Origin of the sequence: Rahnella perminowiae, assembly GCF_019049695.1 — a bacterium.
GTDB lineage: Bacteria > Pseudomonadota > Gammaproteobacteria > Enterobacterales > Enterobacteriaceae > Rahnella > Rahnella perminowiae.
The window spans coordinates 374,016-388,647 of the sequence record NZ_JAFMOT010000188.1; the positions used below are offsets into that span (position 1 = coordinate 374,016).

General features: G+C 49.3%; 23 protein-coding genes. 3 read left to right on the top strand and 20 right to left on the bottom strand.

Annotated elements, in window-relative coordinates:
• Positions 1-32 precede the first annotated feature (32 nt).
• The 16 genes from J1781_RS25350 to J1781_RS26290 form a co-directional block, all read right to left on the bottom strand.
• Positions 33-683 carry a phage head morphogenesis protein gene (locus J1781_RS25350; RefSeq protein WP_217234369.1) on the bottom strand — a complete coding sequence of 217 codons (651 nt, stop codon included), beginning with the start codon at positions 681-683 and terminating at the stop codon, positions 33-35.
• On the bottom strand, positions 643-2,094 hold the full coding sequence (locus J1781_RS25355; RefSeq protein ID WP_217234370.1) for a DUF1073 domain-containing protein: 1,452 nt from the start codon (positions 2,092-2,094) through the stop codon (positions 643-645). The genes J1781_RS25350 and J1781_RS25355 overlap by 41 nt, the downstream gene beginning before the upstream one ends.
• Positions 2,094-3,713 (bottom strand): TerL protein, encoded by a 1,620-nt coding sequence (locus tag J1781_RS25360; RefSeq protein WP_217234371.1) that lies wholly within the window; start codon positions 3,711-3,713, stop codon positions 2,094-2,096. The genes J1781_RS25355 and J1781_RS25360 overlap by 1 nt, the downstream gene beginning before the upstream one ends.
• A 206-nt stretch (positions 3,714-3,919) precedes the next feature.
• A complete protein-coding gene (locus J1781_RS25365; protein WP_217234372.1) occupies positions 3,920-4,708 on the bottom strand; it encodes a hypothetical protein in 789 nt (262 codons plus the stop codon).
• Between the two features lie 14 nt (positions 4,709-4,722).
• Entirely contained in the window at positions 4,723-4,905 is a 183-nt protein-coding gene (locus tag J1781_RS25370) for a hypothetical protein (RefSeq protein ID WP_013578245.1), read from the bottom strand.
• Positions 4,906-4,973: 68 nt separating this feature from the next.
• The gene (locus tag J1781_RS25375; RefSeq protein ID WP_331252992.1) at positions 4,974-5,447 is read right to left on the bottom strand and encodes an Ig-like domain-containing protein; all 474 of its coding nucleotides are present in this window, start codon (positions 5,445-5,447) and stop codon (positions 4,974-4,976) included.
• Positions 5,448-5,527: 80 nt separating this feature from the next.
• Positions 5,528-6,061 carry a hypothetical protein gene (locus J1781_RS25380; protein ID WP_217234373.1) on the bottom strand — a complete coding sequence of 178 codons (534 nt, stop codon included), beginning with the start codon at positions 6,059-6,061 and terminating at the stop codon, positions 5,528-5,530.
• Positions 6,054-6,584, bottom strand: coding sequence for a lysozyme (locus tag J1781_RS25385; protein ID WP_217234374.1), 531 nt, complete (start codon positions 6,582-6,584; stop codon positions 6,054-6,056). The genes J1781_RS25380 and J1781_RS25385 overlap by 8 nt, the downstream gene beginning before the upstream one ends.
• 2 nt (positions 6,585-6,586) lie before the next feature.
• On the bottom strand, positions 6,587-6,814 hold the full coding sequence (locus J1781_RS25390; protein WP_129991850.1) for a phage holin: 228 nt from the start codon (positions 6,812-6,814) through the stop codon (positions 6,587-6,589).
• 94 nt (positions 6,815-6,908) lie between these two features.
• On the bottom strand, positions 6,909-7,316 hold the full coding sequence (locus J1781_RS25395) for a type II toxin-antitoxin system HicB family antitoxin (RefSeq protein WP_217234375.1): 408 nt from the start codon (positions 7,314-7,316) through the stop codon (positions 6,909-6,911).
• Positions 7,317-7,366: 50 nt separating this feature from the next.
• Positions 7,367-7,543, bottom strand: coding sequence for a type II toxin-antitoxin system HicA family toxin (locus J1781_RS25400; RefSeq protein ID WP_129991852.1), 177 nt, complete (start codon positions 7,541-7,543; stop codon positions 7,367-7,369).
• Between the two features lie 449 nt (positions 7,544-7,992).
• Positions 7,993-8,250: a hypothetical protein gene (locus J1781_RS25405; RefSeq protein WP_217234376.1), complete on the bottom strand. Its 258-nt coding sequence runs from the start codon at positions 8,248-8,250 to the stop codon at positions 7,993-7,995.
• Between the two features lie 173 nt (positions 8,251-8,423).
• Entirely contained in the window at positions 8,424-9,098 is a 675-nt protein-coding gene (locus J1781_RS25410) for a bacteriophage antitermination protein Q (RefSeq protein WP_217139201.1), read from the bottom strand.
• A complete protein-coding gene (locus J1781_RS25415) occupies positions 9,095-9,385 on the bottom strand; it encodes a DUF1364 domain-containing protein (protein WP_217234377.1) in 291 nt (96 codons plus the stop codon). Before J1781_RS25415 ends, J1781_RS25410 begins: the two co-directional genes overlap by 4 nt.
• Positions 9,382-9,978 carry a DUF1367 family protein gene (locus tag J1781_RS25420; protein WP_217234378.1) on the bottom strand — a complete coding sequence of 199 codons (597 nt, stop codon included), beginning with the start codon at positions 9,976-9,978 and terminating at the stop codon, positions 9,382-9,384. Before J1781_RS25420 ends, J1781_RS25415 begins: the two co-directional genes overlap by 4 nt.
• Before the next feature lie 93 nt (positions 9,979-10,071).
• On the bottom strand, positions 10,072-10,416 hold the full coding sequence (locus J1781_RS26290; RefSeq protein WP_238483622.1) for a hypothetical protein: 345 nt from the start codon (positions 10,414-10,416) through the stop codon (positions 10,072-10,074).
• Positions 10,417-10,733: 317 nt separating this feature from the next.
• Between J1781_RS26290 and J1781_RS25430 the strand changes: the two genes are divergently transcribed.
• The 3 genes from J1781_RS25430 to J1781_RS25440 are packed head-to-tail and all read left to right on the top strand — an operon-like array spanning position 10,734 to position 11,686.
• The gene (locus J1781_RS25430; protein WP_217234379.1) at positions 10,734-11,327 is read left to right on the top strand and encodes a DUF6338 family protein; all 594 of its coding nucleotides are present in this window, start codon (positions 10,734-10,736) and stop codon (positions 11,325-11,327) included.
• Positions 11,328-11,343: 16 nt separating this feature from the next.
• Positions 11,344-11,505 (top strand): hypothetical protein, encoded by a 162-nt coding sequence (locus J1781_RS25435; protein ID WP_217234380.1) that lies wholly within the window; start codon positions 11,344-11,346, stop codon positions 11,503-11,505.
• Between the two features lie 37 nt (positions 11,506-11,542).
• Positions 11,543-11,686 carry a hypothetical protein gene (locus tag J1781_RS25440; RefSeq protein ID WP_217234381.1) on the top strand — a complete coding sequence of 48 codons (144 nt, stop codon included), beginning with the start codon at positions 11,543-11,545 and terminating at the stop codon, positions 11,684-11,686.
• A gap of 122 nt (positions 11,687-11,808) precedes the next feature.
• Here the strand turns inward: J1781_RS25440 and J1781_RS25445 are convergent, their stop codons facing one another.
• Genes J1781_RS25445 through J1781_RS25460 form a run of 4 tightly spaced genes read right to left on the bottom strand, consistent with a single transcriptional unit; the run spans position 11,809 to position 14,631 of the window.
• On the bottom strand, positions 11,809-13,770 hold the full coding sequence (locus tag J1781_RS25445) for a DNA cytosine methyltransferase (RefSeq protein WP_217234382.1): 1,962 nt from the start codon (positions 13,768-13,770) through the stop codon (positions 11,809-11,811).
• Positions 13,767-13,949: a hypothetical protein gene (locus tag J1781_RS25450; RefSeq protein ID WP_217234383.1), complete on the bottom strand. Its 183-nt coding sequence runs from the start codon at positions 13,947-13,949 to the stop codon at positions 13,767-13,769. Before J1781_RS25450 ends, J1781_RS25445 begins: the two co-directional genes overlap by 4 nt.
• Positions 13,946-14,203, bottom strand: a complete 258-nt coding sequence (locus J1781_RS25455) for a hypothetical protein (RefSeq protein WP_217234384.1) — start codon at positions 14,201-14,203, stop codon at positions 13,946-13,948. The genes J1781_RS25450 and J1781_RS25455 overlap by 4 nt, the downstream gene beginning before the upstream one ends.
• Positions 14,200-14,631: a helix-turn-helix transcriptional regulator gene (locus J1781_RS25460; RefSeq protein ID WP_217234385.1), complete on the bottom strand. Its 432-nt coding sequence runs from the start codon at positions 14,629-14,631 to the stop codon at positions 14,200-14,202. The genes J1781_RS25455 and J1781_RS25460 overlap by 4 nt, the downstream gene beginning before the upstream one ends.
• Position 14,632 lies beyond the last annotated feature (1 nt).

Below are 14,632 nucleotides of genomic sequence, written 5' to 3' on the forward strand. Positions count from 1 at the left end.
GCGGGCATAAAAAAAGCCGCATAAGCGACTTGTTAATTTTCGGGGATCACGACTTCGGCATAACATCGGCAATTCGGCAGTGCGCCAGCGTGCCCCGTCATACCGTCGAGCGTTGGAGGTGCATCCCATCTGACGAATTTACCTTCCATCATCTGATGTGAATGCCTTACATCGCCATCATCAGCGGTGCGCCAGATATAACCATCTGAACCAACGTATTGTGCTCTTGCCTGCGTGAGCGCAGAGTTTGCCCGGCCCACTTCCGTGCGGGCGATTAATTTTGCGCGGGATTCAGCGACATCCCCGCTGCGCATAATTTCCTCAGCCAGTTCAGTAGATCGCCCGCCACTGGAAACAAGCTCAATAGCCCTGTTCTGAATGTCGTAAACCCTGTCAGCGGCCTCAAGTGGCAGGCTCTTGATGTACTTAACCTGCTCCCTGACCAGTGATTGCATGACGTGGCCGGTCGGGGTGTTATTGATGACGTTTCGCAGCTCCTGGCTGATGAGCTGGCTGCGCTGGCGCCATACCTTCTCATCCTGCCGGTTCACCGCCGTGACCATATTGGTAGCCACAGTTTCAGCCCATCCGTCGATAATCTCGCTGTACTGATCAAGCTGGTCCATGATTTCCAGTACGGAGTCATTTGAACCATCGTAACCACCGTGGATGATTTTCCCCACTTCGCGCGCTATCGCCCGTAGGCTTGTCTGGTACCGGCTTTCTATCGCCTTCGGATGTGCCGCCAGCTCTGATGTCTTTTGCTGTTGGCGGCGGGGCGTCTTCGGCATTATTTATATCCTCATCAGTGATAGAAGCGCCAATGCCCGTCACATCTGCAAGCTCACGGATATCGTTCATCGCAGCTTTGACCGGAAGTAAATTACGGTCATTAAGCGTCGCGATTGCGGTCGCCATGTTGGTGGCCACGGTAGACCGGTCAACGTCGCTCATCTGCCACAGTGGGTTGAACTCGAAGGTGAAGTCATCCGGGATCGCCTCGCCGAATTGCGAGCGGTGAATGATGTCGAACAGCATACGCACCGGCTGCCGCAGGCGGCGTTCCTGCTGAGTACCGACCGAATCGTAATAATTCGCAAGGTCAGCATCGCCGTTTGAGAATCCTTTTGGAGACTGTCCGAACAGGCGCGCCAGCGGGATACCGGTTGCTCCTGAAATTTCCTCCTTGAACTCAGCCAGCAGATCAGCCAGGCCTGCAAACGAATAAGAATGGGTTTCGAATTCATCTTCACCGTCAATCAGGGTTAACCCCTCATTGGTCTGGAATTGCCGCACCATTTCCATATTTTTGGTGAGCGCCTCAAATGGCTTGCCGCCCATCGCAATAATCTCGCGGAGCTTTTTGATTTTCATGGTGCGCAGGTGGGCTTTGTACGCCAACTGGGCAGCGCCTACGCTGGTGCTGTCGTAGGATGTAAGACGGTCAAAAATACGTTCAACGATGGACATTCCCCAACCGTTTTCGGTCATTGCCTGCTGATATGGCAACGTTACACCATCGAAACGAATCAGGCGGCTGTGATGAACTTTCCACGCTGGTAATCCCTGAGCTGTTGTCACAATGTCGTAAAACTCAGGTTTACCCAGATCCGGACCGAGCGTCTTAATGAGGCGTCCAAAGTTCGGGTTTAACATCCAGCGGTCGAGAACGAGCAGTCCTTTAAAGCTGTCCTTACCGACCTTTTTCATATCCAGTGGCGTCAGCGGGGCCTGGCCGTCAATCAGGATTAGCGCCACTGCGCCACCGTAAAGACGTGACCATTTCAGGGTGTCGTTCAGAGAATCCCAGATGCGCAACTGTTCGAATTCTGCCTCGAGTATCCCCCGGCGTTTCGGATCAATCTCAGACGTGATGCGCGCACCTTTTTTCGTCATGTCGTCGGCGATTGCATCCACTGCTGCGCCGATGATCCATGATGAACGATATGCCCATTCAATCAGCAGGCGGTTACGGCTGGTGAAGTTGGCACGGTAAGTTGACGCCGAATGCTGGTTCTGCTGCTGCATCCCTACTTTGGCGATGAAATTGTCATACGAGTCAGCAGTGGCAATTTTTTTAGCGCGCGGTGCCATTACTGGCCTCCTAACATGTTCCAGATGTCCATCGTCGTATCCATTGGCGCGTAGTTGATCATCACGGAATCAGACAGGTTTGGCGACTTGGTGCCATCTGGCTGCTTATCCACGATAATTTTTCCGACACCGTTGATTGAATACGTTGGCTGCGAAAGTTCGATGATTAATTTGTCGAGATTTTTGATATCCCCGCTGATGGAAATAATCTCATCGGGGTTGTAGTCCATTTTCTCTTCGACAGCGCGGTATACGTTGCGGAAGAGTTTGCGCAGGTGCCACCAGCTTTGAGCCTTGGCGTTGGCAAAGAAATCTTTGTTGATGCGGGCGGGCTGCCCGTTGTCTCCGGGTACCGCTTCGGCCTCCGGATCAAATACTGAGGCGCTACCCCGGAACGGCGTCGCTAGAATGTACCTTGCGCCCTCTGCTTTGCGTATCTCGTTTATTGCTCGAGCATCGCCGCGAACGCCAGCGCCCAGCCCGTCTTCATCGAAACGAAACTCTTCAAGTCCGTGCTTATCACACAGGCCAAAGGCTTTTTCAGATGATTTGTAGATGTCGCTGCCAACGCCGGACCACTCTTCAACCTCGTTGAGCAGGAATCCATACCGGGCAGAGAATGCGTTTTTATCCCGACCTTCGTCGGCCACGTCCATTGCACCCAGGCGTTTACCTGTTGGCTGAATGCCGAGTTTGATGTGCGCGTTAATTGCAGCCCTAATCCATTCGTTCGGTATCAGCACACCTTCTGCAGATGCGGAATAGTTCAGGTCAAGTTCCTGAGCGACGACAACCGGGTTATCAATTTTCGCGCACTCTTTCGCGTACCAGGCTTCATCCTTGCGTGGGTCGCTGCGCCAGTGAAACGTAAATACCGGTATGCGTCCGCCGTGACGTTTCTGTGCAAATGGGTTTGCCATGCCGTTGACCGATGAGAGATCTATGCGGCATCTGGTGGTTTGCGACAGTGAGGCTTCAATGAGTAGTGGCCGCTGAAGAAATGCTGCCTCATCGACAAAATAAAGCGTGGTACGGTCACCACGCCCGATGTTATCGCCTGCCTCACCTTTCAAGACTGCACCAGTGGTTGGGAATTCAACGCGCATATACGGCGCGTGCTTCTTCGCGCTCCAGCCACCACGAAACTCAACTGGGAGCATTTCGACAAACTTGCGCGCTTTCCAGAAAAGCGCTTTTGGGTCGCCGGTGCTGTCTACGTATTCCTCTTTGCGGGAACCGAAGCCGATCACCATTTCTTTGTTGAAAAGACACAGTGCGCAGGCCAGTCCGATTGATGTCCAGCTAAGCCCCATCTCACGGCTCTTTTCGGTAATGCCGTTTTCCTGTTGGCTGCGCCGGTCCATTATCCAGCCGATCCACTCTTCCTGTTTTGGGAACAGCAAAAAGGGAACAGAAACCGGCATCCCGAAATCAAGGTTGCGCGGGTCGGTAGTCATACCCCAGTCGATAATGAACTGTGCCGGATTGTCACGGTAGAACGCCTTCAGCGCTGGCAACATTTCGGGCTGCTGGCGAATACGCTGTAGCCGCTCCATGCGCCATTCGAATACCTGACCGTAGTCCGGTTTTTTGAAATCAAACGGGAACGGGATAGGCATAGGAAATTGCTCGAATAAAGAGAGTATTTAACATAATGGACGTTAACCGCCCCTCGCGGATGGTGCTCGCGGAGAATGACGGCTCAGGGCGTTATTTGTCGGGGTTATCAGCGAGAAACGGACGAAATCCGCCTGCATAAACAGTGCATAAAAGGCACCTCAAAATGCATAGAGATTTTATGCAGCGAAGTGCCTGTTTTGCATTGTTACCCCATTAACTTGCGGTAGGCGTCGGCAGCTTCATCAGTCGTTGGGTTGGTGAGAGAGCCGCCTGGATCATCAGGGATATTTTTCCCTAACTGGAGTTTTAGCTTCCCGACTTCAAGTTCGACCTTTTCAGTAGTCACCTCACGATAAGTCGTATCTGCCCGCCCTTTACCCATCACGACCAGCGTGTGCTCTATCGACTCAATTCGAACCGTATTCCGCATCATTGCGTTCTCGGCGGCGCGGATTTTCTCAAGCAGGATTTTCACCTGATCTTTTTCGGCGTCTTCGAGTTGCGATATCCAGCGCCCGATATTTTCTGATGCCACCAGGTTGGCAGCACGCAGACGAAATAATTCATCGTCAAGCGTCAACGCTTTGGCGTCTTCTATCACCTCGTCACTCAGCAGCAGGCGGCGGGCGTAACCACCGTGTTTGAGTGCTGCCTGATTTCCTGCGCCGAATGGAGGGTGATTTGTAACGACCCTCCTCGGCTTTGATTCGGGTTTCGTATTTTCCGGAGCGTCGCTCTCTCTCCGTGAGGGCTTTTTTGAATTATCAGAACTGGCGGGGTTTTTCGTGGTACGCACTTCTTTTTTTTGCGTACCGTCTTTGCGTACCTGCGTACTCTTTTGCGTACCTTTTTTTTCGCCGCGTACCCATCCGTGTTTTTTGGCGCGCTTTCTTATCGCCCCTTCGGTGATGCCGTAAATAGCAGCCAAATCACGAAGGGAAAGTTGTCCGGCGCAGAAATCACGTTCAAGGCCGCTTTCCTCGGGATTTGTCATACCCCCTCCGGAGTTTATTTAACGAACGTCACTTTAGTGGTTATCAGTCGGCGAATAAGTCTGGCCGCTTCACGCTCCATATCAGCGATGGTTTCTGACGTTGCAACCTTGCCGCGATATTTACGCTCAATTTCTGCCAGGACAGCATTTACGTCAGCGTTGCGGGGTTCGATGATTTGTACGTTGAGGCGTGCCATTTAAAAATCCTTGTAGCTGATTGTGGGCATTATCGATGGCTCTCATTGAAAGCCACCTGTAATGCTACTTAGAGCAGGAATTTATTTTTCAGTGCCACCAGATCAGCTTCTGCATCTTTGCCAAGAACTTCGATACCGTGCTCGATGAATGCGACCACTTTATCGAAATCTGCTTTCATAGTTTCCAGCGGGGATAAAGCAACAGGTGCGACGCTCGCTGTTTGTTCGGGGTCTGCTACTTCAATGACTGGCGCTGGAACTGCGACGAAGTGAACCTGAATGCTAACCGTTGTGCCGTCAGCAGCAGTTGCCGTTAACGTTGATGCGCCAACAGTGGAGCTGACCAGGCCAACAGTAATCTGGCCGTTTGCGTCGGTCAGTGCGCTGGTAGGTGTGACGGTTGCGCCGTTGTCCGCAGTAAAGTTCACTACGGCACCGGGCTGAATTGCATCGGCATTATCGGTCAACGTGGCCTGAACAGTATTTGCAGCCGCGCCGTCGGCCAGCTGGCTGGTGATAATCGAAACGAGTGCTAATTTCACAATGTTTTCCTTCGGTTGGGATTCAGCCGGTTCGGCTGGGTGTAAATAGATGCTTTTCAGCCATGCAAAAAAACGCTTAATCATTTCTGTCTGGCCTCTTCTGCCTGTTTAATACCGTCGAGCTGGTTATTTAGCTGATCAATCGCCGTAAGTAGCGGGTCAATCCAGTAAACAGCCTGCCCATAGGTCAATCTGCAGCCGGTGGAAGCGGTGGCGCTACTTTTTGCAGCAGGCTGGCCGGTATCGGTGTGCATTGCGCTGGCACGTAAACTGTTCGTGTATTCGAGCAGCCGGTCAGCAACAGCAGAATCAACACACTTGCTGCTGGCAGGATCGCGTTTAATAATCGTCCGGTATTCAATTTCTCTCTCCTGGCTTTTACCAACGATTTGCACTGCGTATAGCTGTGCAGCGCCAGCAATCTGATTTGAGCGCTGAAAATTAAATGCCTGGGTTGAAATGGTTTCTGACTGAAGGGCGTTATCTGACTGAAGCTGGGTGACCTGACCTTTCGCTTCTACGGATTTACCGTAAAAATGAAATGCCAGAAATATCATCAGCGCGATAAATCCGGCCGCTAACGCCGTGGCAGCGACGCGAAAATAATTAACCATCGAGCCCCCAACACGTCAGTTCGCTTTCCTGATCACGGCGTATCACCTGACCAAGGCAATTATTTGCCCGGACATTGCAGTCTTTCCCGCCGTCGTGTACCCAGCGCTTTATCTCAGCGCATGCCCCGAGCCGGTCACCGGCGTTCAGCTTCCGGTAGAAAGTTGAAGTGAAGCATTTCGCCGGACCAATATTCCACGGGCAGAATGATGCGATCCCAACTTTTTGCGGTTCAGTCAGGGGGACGTAAACATTTTTGCCGACCCAAGCCAGTGCTTTGGCCTGTTCCACTTTATCGATAGCATCACATTGGGTCAGCGTAAGGCGCATCCCTCTATAAACAGGTTTTCCGTTCACTGCAGTGACACCGCCGCAAATAGTCCATTTTCCACCTTGATCCTGATAAGCAATCAGGCTGGTTCCTTCTTTTTCTTTCTGAAACTGAGCCATCATGACGGGAGCTGAGGCACCAGCGGCAATCAGCGCCAGCATGGCAGCGCTGAGTTTTGTTTTCAGGTTTGCCATAGTCAGTCCTCGTCACGCCGCACCATATTATGTTTTCTGTCCCAAACCTTAAAAATGATGTTGCAGAGGCATGTAATAAAGGCGAACAGCAAAGTGCCGAGTACGCCTATGGCTGCCCATTGATCTGGAGTGTGTGAGTTAAGGAATTCATTGAACCAGTAGGCCGCGCCGCCGAGCGATGTTCCATAAGAAACGGCTGACGTAACCGCGCTCGTTTTATCCATCTTCATGGTCTCCCCCTCCGGTCATCCGGTTGGGTGCATAGTTATTGGGAAATAAAAAAGGCCACCCGAAGGCAGCCTTAAAGGAGAGGTAAACGACTTTTTAATTAACCAGAATCTCTAACCGTTTTCCGAGGGCGGCGAGCGCCGCCTCAGTAGTATCAATCTTTGTATTATGCCCAAGTGTCACGATCCGCTGAACCTCCTGAGGCTTCAGATTCATTCGCCGGGCTAACTCTGCGTTTGAGGTTCCAGTCTCGAGCATTGCATTAAGCAAAAGAACTTTTGCCCAGATGCTGGCCGGTACTGTCACGAAGTCATCACCGGATTCACCAGGAAGTGGCACCGGTTGGTTATCTTCGAAGTAAAATTCAAACGCAGTAACCAGAGCGTCACGCGCCATTTCTAACGCCTCTTCTCTGGTATCACCCTGCGTTAACGCTTCCGGTATATCGGGGAAACTCACGAAGTACCCGTCGCCGTCTTTCTCTAATTTAACTGGATATCGCATATTTAATACGATGAATCTTTGCGAGTAACCAGCCCCGAAGGGCCGGTTTGTTAATTTAGACCTAACTGCTTGAGTATGGCCTTTCGCAGTGGTTCTTTTATCTCAGAGCTGGGATGCCTTGGCATTACGCTTCGCTTCCCGTTAAATCTCAGTTTCAAGTGGTTAGTACCGTTTGAAACTTCGACCCCCTGCGACTCAAGCCACCGCCTGAACTCGCTCTGCTTCACCGCCTCCTCCTGTTTGTTTAACTTGAGATAATTATAAACATTTTTGTTTATAGGTACAAGCTAAATTATAAACATTTTTGTTTATTTTCAGAGGTTGCGAACTCTTGCCACAAATAGGTGTAACCATTCTGTGGTCTCTCCGTTTACTGTTGCATTTTTCTATACATCAGAAACGCAAAAACCCGCGCATTGGCGGGTTCAAATAACTTTTGTAATTAAAGATGTAGTCCCTGCCCCACCCGGCGCTTATCTCCGGCACTCTTAATGGCTTAGCTCTTGAAGGGGCCAAATCATAATCTCAGATTAATCCCGGTGACATTTAACAATTTTTGCGAAATTAACCATTTTCAGACCAACAAAGTACAACATTGTGATCCAGACCCAATAATCAGCGACCATTGCAGCACCGATGAAACAGACAAGGCACCCCGTTGGAATAATAGATTTCTCTAACTAATAATGCCGAACAGCTTTGCCCACTCTTCTATCTGGGATCGATATATAAACTGAATAGACGGCGGTGAGTAAAGGCCTTCGCCTTCTACAACTTGTGCAAGGCAAGGAAATTCTTTGGGTGCCCGCCTCAGCATTTCTCTTTCAAGCTCGTCCTCGTTCGCATCGAAAAGCGAAGGAAATTCCTCATCCAAATGAAGATAGCCTTTATGCATCCATTCGCGATACTCAAATTCGTTAGTTAGTAACTTCATGCCGATGGTCTCATATGATGTTTTATATAAGATAGCAGGCATTCAACAAATGAAAGAAGATGCAAATCCATATTCCATAATGACAAAAACCCGCGCATTGGCGGGTTCATATAATTTTGGCAACATATCAAATTAGACTTAAATATCGCTCAATTTGTTCGGTTTTGCAAGAACTACTCTATAACTTCTTCGAAAATGAGTGTTTCTTTACTTTTCAGCACTCGAATCAGCGAATCATTATCGAGCTCGGAAACCGCCTCCTTCAGCCCTTGCCAATGCTGGCTGTATACTTCGCACCAGGTTGACCGTGAAACGGTCATTAGAGTTGCCAGTGCGGATCCCGCGTATTCCTTATAAGACTCATTTTTGTTCTTTGCGGCCACATCCTGAACCGCCAGCCAGACGAGGGAAATCAGGCGTTTTTTGGTTTTGGTCAGCAGTCCGGGTGGAAGGTTTTTCTGATACGCCATCCATATGGCTTCACAGATATTTTTCTGGTGTTCAAATTTGAGGTCAAAACCGTAGCAGTAGCGGATCCATGAGCTTTGGTAAACCGGCAACGTGTTCACCGCGCGGCGCCAGGCGCATGAGGCAAACTCGAATTCCTTCATTGGTGGGGCTGGCCGGATGCGGCTGCGCGTTTCAAGCGCGTATGTCGGTGCGCGTTCTGAACGAACCTGCTTATTTCCTTCCAGTTGCACTTTATGGATGTGCTGGCGCGGGTAGTGATTTTTATCAGCCGGAGGATGCTCGCTGAAAGCCTCGAGCTGCCCTTTCGTTCCGCCAGAGAGATCCATTAATGCTGTGGTCAGTTCGATTCGCGCATATTGCAGCAGTTGCCTATTCATTTAATGATCCCCTCATCTCTCAAAATCTGCTGTGTGCGCATCACGCCTTCAGCGTGCCAGAGGCGCAAGGTATCGTAATCCCATTCTGATTTTGTCCGTCCATCGCAGATGTCGTGGCATGCGCTACACGCCCATGCGGCCTGTTCATCATGTGGCTTGCAGCCGGTACCGCACGTTCCCGCCAGGCGGTAATGCGCCAGCACCGTGGTTTCGGGGTTTCCATTACACACACCGGGGATCCTGATTTGACAATCTCGGCCGCGAGCCGCTTTGGTTAATTCGCTCATGCTGCGTAGCTCATTAGCTGGCTTGCAGCGTTCTCGGCGGCTTCGGGGCTACTGAAGGTTTTATTGAGGATCCACATCCAGAGGGTATTCAGCGTGGCTTTGTACAGTTCAGCAAATTCGGTCTCGTCCATTTTTGCGAATGAAATTGAGAGGGGTTCTTTCGCAGTAACGCCGTTCGGCATCACCAGTTCTGTGTAATACCCAGATTCGATAGTGGTCCAGCGTCGGAATGCGTCAAACGACTTGATCAACGTCACCCGGTCCGCACGGTGGGCGCGCACTTTGTTGAGATATCCGATCGCCAGCGAATTAAGCGTTTCGCCATGCCCGGCGAATTCGGCCAGATGGTTAACGTAACCGCGTATGAGGGATTTCTCTTCCGGCGATATCGCGCCCCCGGTTGGCGTCCAGTATTCGAAGCCCAAATTGAGGAGGGAGAAGTAAAGGCGGTGGAATTTCGGGTTACGTGATTTTTTAAACTCAGATGTGATCACATCGCCGAGCTTGATTTTTGAATGCACGAAATCTCTGGTACCCGGGTTTGCGGGTATCAGAGTGTCGTTCGATGCTTTTATAAATGCTAATTGCGCCATTTCTCACCTCTTCGCGAGTAATGGCACAGCAGAAAACGGGGTGTCAGTTGTTCAGGCTGACTATAGGATTATATCGTGACTGATTGATTTTGGTTAATCATTTTCAGGAGGAATTACCTTGTATCCTGCAAATGCGGCAATCTCTAAAAACGCCTGCAGTGATTGGACGTGCTGATCGTCCCTCAGGATTTCTGCATTAGCTATATCACCGCTGGTCATCTGAAGGAGCACCCTTCCGCTTTCCGGTAGAGTGAATTTTACTCCATTGATTATTAAATGATTTATCATTGCTACCTCTTTTCGTAGACGTTCCAGGTCCCGAGGTAACCACATCCGCGCAGGATTTAACCAACGCTGATCGGCTTTCTGTGTGTCAGGGCCATCATCTATGCTGTATATAAACACAGTAATTTTTAATGGCAGAATTTTCAAGTTCATTCGTGTACTCACCTGGACGAGCCCCATCCATTGAAAAATTTTTTTTTGAGATAGATTGAGTGGTGGGGCTGACTTAGTGAATTATCTTGCCTTTCACTGCTGACTAATTTTCAACAATTTCTTACATAAATAATCCATTTTTATTAACATAGATTTGCCTCATTCTTAGGATCAAGGGTGAGGGCAACTGCTAAGAAAATGACGGAAAAAACAAGAGAATTAACGCAAAAATAATAGATTATAAGAATATATGTTAAAGTCATAAGCACTCTTACAACGTCTTTATTAATTGAATATTGAAAAAACTAGGATGATATATGGACATTTGGGATAAAAATAAGTTGTTGATTTTTATACTATTCGTTATACCTGGGTTTCTAAGTATGAAGATTTACAGTGTCCTTCACCCTAATGCCCGTTTAGATACCTCCAAAGCTTTGATGGATGTGGTTTCTTATAGCTGCATCAATTATGCCTTCTGGATAGTGCCAATATATTTCATCGAATCTAACCATTACTTTTCTTCAGCCAGTTTCTCGTACTACCTCTTCTATATATTCGTTCTCTTTATAAGCCCTATTGTTCTAACCGTTTTTTTTGTATGGATGCGTTCATGGCGGTGGTTGAGCAAGAAATTACCCCATCCCACAGGAAGAGCTTGGGACTATTATTTTGGTTTGAGAAAGCCATGTTGGATCATCGTGACGCTAAGCAACGGAAAAAAAATTGGCGGAAAATACAGTGGATTATCATTTTCTTCTAGCGCACCTGAGCCAGAACAAATTTATCTTGAGGAAAATTGGGTAATTAATGATGATGGAGGTCTAGAAAGAGTACGGCTTGATACTGGAGGTATCTTAATCCTATCGAAAGACATTGAAAGTATTGAGTTTTTTGAATTGAAACCATAATTTCCGAGGAAACACCATGACTGACAATAAAAAAAGTATTGCGCAAGATGGTTACCAACCAATAAACGAAGGCTATCAGCCGAAAGTTGACTCAGCTACAAAAAAAGATTTTGCAACGAATGGTTACCAGCCACCAAAACAAGTACAGCAGCCATCATCTCCACCGAAGAAACCTTAAAAGTAGTTAATCGATTTCCAAAATAAGGTGATTTTTTATGAGTGATAGTAAAAAAAATTTCAAAGAAGATGGCTACCAGCCTTTAGAAAAAGGTTACCAGCCGAGAAACGACTTTGTTAAGCCAAACAAAACACCGGTCCAACCTACTTCACAAAACACCCCCCCACCAAAGAAACCATGATCGGATATAGCCCCTCCAAGGGGCTATTCCAACTGACAACAATATTTTGGTGAATTCATGCCATGCTGATGGTTATACAATCAATTTAACTATTTGTTCTCCATTTTTATTTCATGTATTCATTACATCTCATGAAAGTTCTGAAGTCCTATCGGCAACTTATTTTTTGCTTCTGCACAGTTAACACTTTCAAACTTTAATACGTTCGCACCCACCAGTGCTCTTGCCTCAGTCGGGCACACTGAATTTCCACATCGTGCGACCTGGTCTTTCTGGGAAATTGATTCTCCGTCTGGGCCACGATCAATGATGTAATCTGGCGGAAATCCCTGAGCGTTATAGAGCTCTCGCGGTGTCAGCATGCGCATGCCAATATCGACGATCTGATAATCAACACCTTCAACAGTAACAAGGCCAAACCGGTCATTCGTTGTGACTGTATGAAGCGACTCGTCGAGGCTGATCCCGTCTTTCTCATTGCCGTAATATTTCAAAAGGAAAGCGCGAACTTCACCAATGTGCAGGCCGCCGGCTGTAATGGTCGGTGCTGGCTCGGTAACCGGTTGACCGTCTTTGCAAGTGCCGCGCAACTTAATCAGATTTGATGTGACCAGAGCATGATGATCGGTGGTTGTGACTGTATGCGCAGGTGCATCCATCGCAGCGCCAGCACCGGTGTAATTTCCGCCGAAGTGTTTCGCGAGAAATGCAGCGCATACCTGGCTTTTGCCACCCCCGCCCGCCGTTATCGTGCCATTTGGCTCATCGACTGCATGACCGATGCTGTTACCGAATTGACGGGTGATTATTGGAGCAACAAGAAGGTGCTCTGCTTTGCTGGTTACAGTGGTCAGTGGCTTGCCAGTTTCATAAGCCATACGATTTCCACCAAATCCGGTCTGACCGATACGCGCAATAATCGGTGTAACTAAGGCCGAGTGATTTTCTTTCATCAATGTATGGAATGGTGCGTCAACTTTGCGTGGTTTTCCCTGATATGCAGAACCTCCAGCACCTACGATAAACGGCGTCGGATTGTCGATCACGAAACGCTGAATGCCGCGCGCAATACGTTTCAGAGTGTTTTCTGCCAGCGGTTTTTTGCGCTCGAAAATGCTCGGACACGGGATTGACCAGTCGATGCATTCAGCAGCTGTGCGCCAAGGTTTCAGATTTCCCGCCGCGAACTCAGCAGATTTCGGATCGCCATATTCGGCCTCAGGCCAAATCACAGAGTGACCATCAGCGCGGGCAATGACGTACAGGCGTTTCCTGATAGTTGGAGCCCCCGACATATATGCCTTGCGCTCACGGTAATCGACGTTATACCCCAACCCGCCAATCAGCCGCGCAGCTTCGGGGCCATCAGTATCAATTTTTAAAAATTCACAGCACTCCGTGAGCGCGGGGTGATCGGCCCGAATGCCTGCGCCCAGCATGCTGATGAATGCCTGAAATGTTTCACCCTTGCGTTCAGGGTCAGGGAAGGCTTTTCCATCACGATAAATAAGCGGTCCCCATGTTTTGAATTCTTCGACGTTTTCCAGCATCAAGACTTTGGGGCGCGTAGCAAGTGCCCAACGGATAACAACCCATGCAAGCCCGCGCACCTCTTTTTTTACTGGTGTGCTGCCTTTTGCTTTTGAAAAATGGCGGCAATCTGGAGAAAACCAGCCAAGGAGCACGGGCAGGCCGCCGGTAGACACGACAGGATCCACACTGAAAATATCCTCAGGGTAGTGAAGCGTCTCAGGATGGTTCATCTTGTGCATAGCCATGGCCGCTTTGTTGTGGTTCATGGCTATGTGTGGCGCGTAACCTAATGCCTGTTTTATTCCTTCGCAGCTCCCGCCTCCGCCAGCAAAACCGACGACCACTAACCCATCTTGGATATCTGGGTGCGCATCAATGATCGCCTGGCGCCGTGCCCATTGATGCGCGGTTTTTTGAATATCCGACGGCTTAAACCGGTTTAAAAACATCCGGTTCATTTTTGCCAATAGGATTTGCTGCTGTTCGCTTGTCATCGGATAAACAGGGAAAACAGACGAGGCGCAATGCATAACTTCAGTCGGCCAGATCATCGGCGTTCTCCCTGCTCTGCATTTTTCTGACCGGTAACCTGCTCCCAGGCTTTATCCATAAACTCCCGACTGAAATCCATTTCAGGTGCTTGAACGAAAGCGATGTAAGCCTCTTCCTGACAGTTGGTGCAGTAGCCAGAACGGATGGCGCAGCCGCAGTTTTCACAGTGTTTGCTCATAAAGTCTCCTGCGCGGAACGCGGCCAAACTAAGCGAACTTTATCGGGGCTGAGTTTGTGCGGCGCCTCGCTGGCACGGCACAAAATGAAAGCCGAACCGAATTGTTCAGCCTCCTCTTGCGCATCCAGAAGCGTCAACGCCAGTTCCAGTGCCTGAAGATAATTTTCCTGCGACATCGTTATGTCGCCGTTGGCGGCTTTACCTTTCAGAAATTCGAGCAGTTCCTGTGCTTTCTCAAGGGTTAGCTTTTTCATGCTTTGCTCTCCGCTGCCAGGTGACGCATGATTTCGGATTCAGTCGGGAGCGGGGACGCAGCGCACTTCATGTAAAGGGATTTGCGGGAAGGTGTTCCGCGCTTGAGCAGGTGATTAACTGAGTCTTCTGACATGCAGAGCGCTCGAGCAATTTCCCTGTCTGTTTTTCCTGACAGGTGGAGCTGATAAATACCCATAGTGACGCGTTTTCCGTATGAAATTCGGTTACCGATTTTCACAACGACACCGCTCGCTTTTGCGGACTCAGTGACCGGTACCGGTTTTACTGGAGGGGTGGCAGTTACCCGACTACGGGCCCGCGCAGCGCAGTTCCAGCGGTCGATGATGGTTGCGGTGTAATCACAACCATCATCCTGCAGAGGGCGAACCTCTCGGATATAATTATTTGTTTCAGGGGTGGTTCTCATT

What these genes read in the sequence shown, in the direction of transcription:
- J1781_RS25355 (WP_217234370.1), bottom strand. Translation starts at nt 2,094, where the DNA reads ATGGCACCGCGCGCTAAAAAAATTGCCACTGCTGACTCGTATGACAAT.
- J1781_RS25360 (WP_217234371.1), bottom strand. Translation starts at nt 3,713, where the DNA reads ATGCCTATCCCGTTCCCGTTTGATTTCAAAAAACCGGACTACGGTCAG.
- J1781_RS25365 (WP_217234372.1), bottom strand. Translation starts at nt 4,708, where the DNA reads ATGACAAATCCCGAGGAAAGCGGCCTTGAACGTGATTTCTGCGCCGGA.
- J1781_RS25370 (WP_013578245.1), bottom strand. Translation starts at nt 4,905, where the DNA reads ATGGCACGCCTCAACGTACAAATCATCGAACCCCGCAACGCTGACGTA.
- J1781_RS25380 (WP_217234373.1), bottom strand. Translation starts at nt 6,061, where the DNA reads ATGGTTAATTATTTTCGCGTCGCTGCCACGGCGTTAGCGGCCGGATTT.
- J1781_RS25385 (WP_217234374.1), bottom strand. Translation starts at nt 6,584, where the DNA reads ATGGCAAACCTGAAAACAAAACTCAGCGCTGCCATGCTGGCGCTGATT.
- J1781_RS25390 (WP_129991850.1), bottom strand. Translation starts at nt 6,814, where the DNA reads ATGAAGATGGATAAAACGAGCGCGGTTACGTCAGCCGTTTCTTATGGA.
- J1781_RS25395 (WP_217234375.1), bottom strand. Translation starts at nt 7,316, where the DNA reads ATGCGATATCCAGTTAAATTAGAGAAAGACGGCGACGGGTACTTCGTG.
- J1781_RS25405 (WP_217234376.1), bottom strand. Translation starts at nt 8,250, where the DNA reads ATGAAGTTACTAACTAACGAATTTGAGTATCGCGAATGGATGCATAAA.
- J1781_RS25410 (WP_217139201.1), bottom strand. Translation starts at nt 9,098, where the DNA reads ATGAATAGGCAACTGCTGCAATATGCGCGAATCGAACTGACCACAGCA.
- J1781_RS25415 (WP_217234377.1), bottom strand. Translation starts at nt 9,385, where the DNA reads ATGAGCGAATTAACCAAAGCGGCTCGCGGCCGAGATTGTCAAATCAGG.
- J1781_RS25420 (WP_217234378.1), bottom strand. Translation starts at nt 9,978, where the DNA reads ATGGCGCAATTAGCATTTATAAAAGCATCGAACGACACTCTGATACCC.
- J1781_RS26290 (WP_238483622.1), bottom strand. Translation starts at nt 10,416, where the DNA reads ATGAACTTGAAAATTCTGCCATTAAAAATTACTGTGTTTATATACAGC.
- J1781_RS25430 (WP_217234379.1), top strand. Translation starts at nt 10,734, where the DNA reads ATGGACATTTGGGATAAAAATAAGTTGTTGATTTTTATACTATTCGTT.
- J1781_RS25435 (WP_217234380.1), top strand. Translation starts at nt 11,344, where the DNA reads ATGACTGACAATAAAAAAAGTATTGCGCAAGATGGTTACCAACCAATA.
- J1781_RS25440 (WP_217234381.1), top strand. Translation starts at nt 11,543, where the DNA reads ATGAGTGATAGTAAAAAAAATTTCAAAGAAGATGGCTACCAGCCTTTA.
- J1781_RS25445 (WP_217234382.1), bottom strand. Translation starts at nt 13,770, where the DNA reads ATGATCTGGCCGACTGAAGTTATGCATTGCGCCTCGTCTGTTTTCCCT.
- J1781_RS25450 (WP_217234383.1), bottom strand. Translation starts at nt 13,949, where the DNA reads ATGAGCAAACACTGTGAAAACTGCGGCTGCGCCATCCGTTCTGGCTAC.
- J1781_RS25455 (WP_217234384.1), bottom strand. Translation starts at nt 14,203, where the DNA reads ATGAAAAAGCTAACCCTTGAGAAAGCACAGGAACTGCTCGAATTTCTG.
- J1781_RS25460 (WP_217234385.1), bottom strand. Translation starts at nt 14,631, where the DNA reads ATGAGAACCACCCCTGAAACAAATAATTATATCCGAGAGGTTCGCCCT.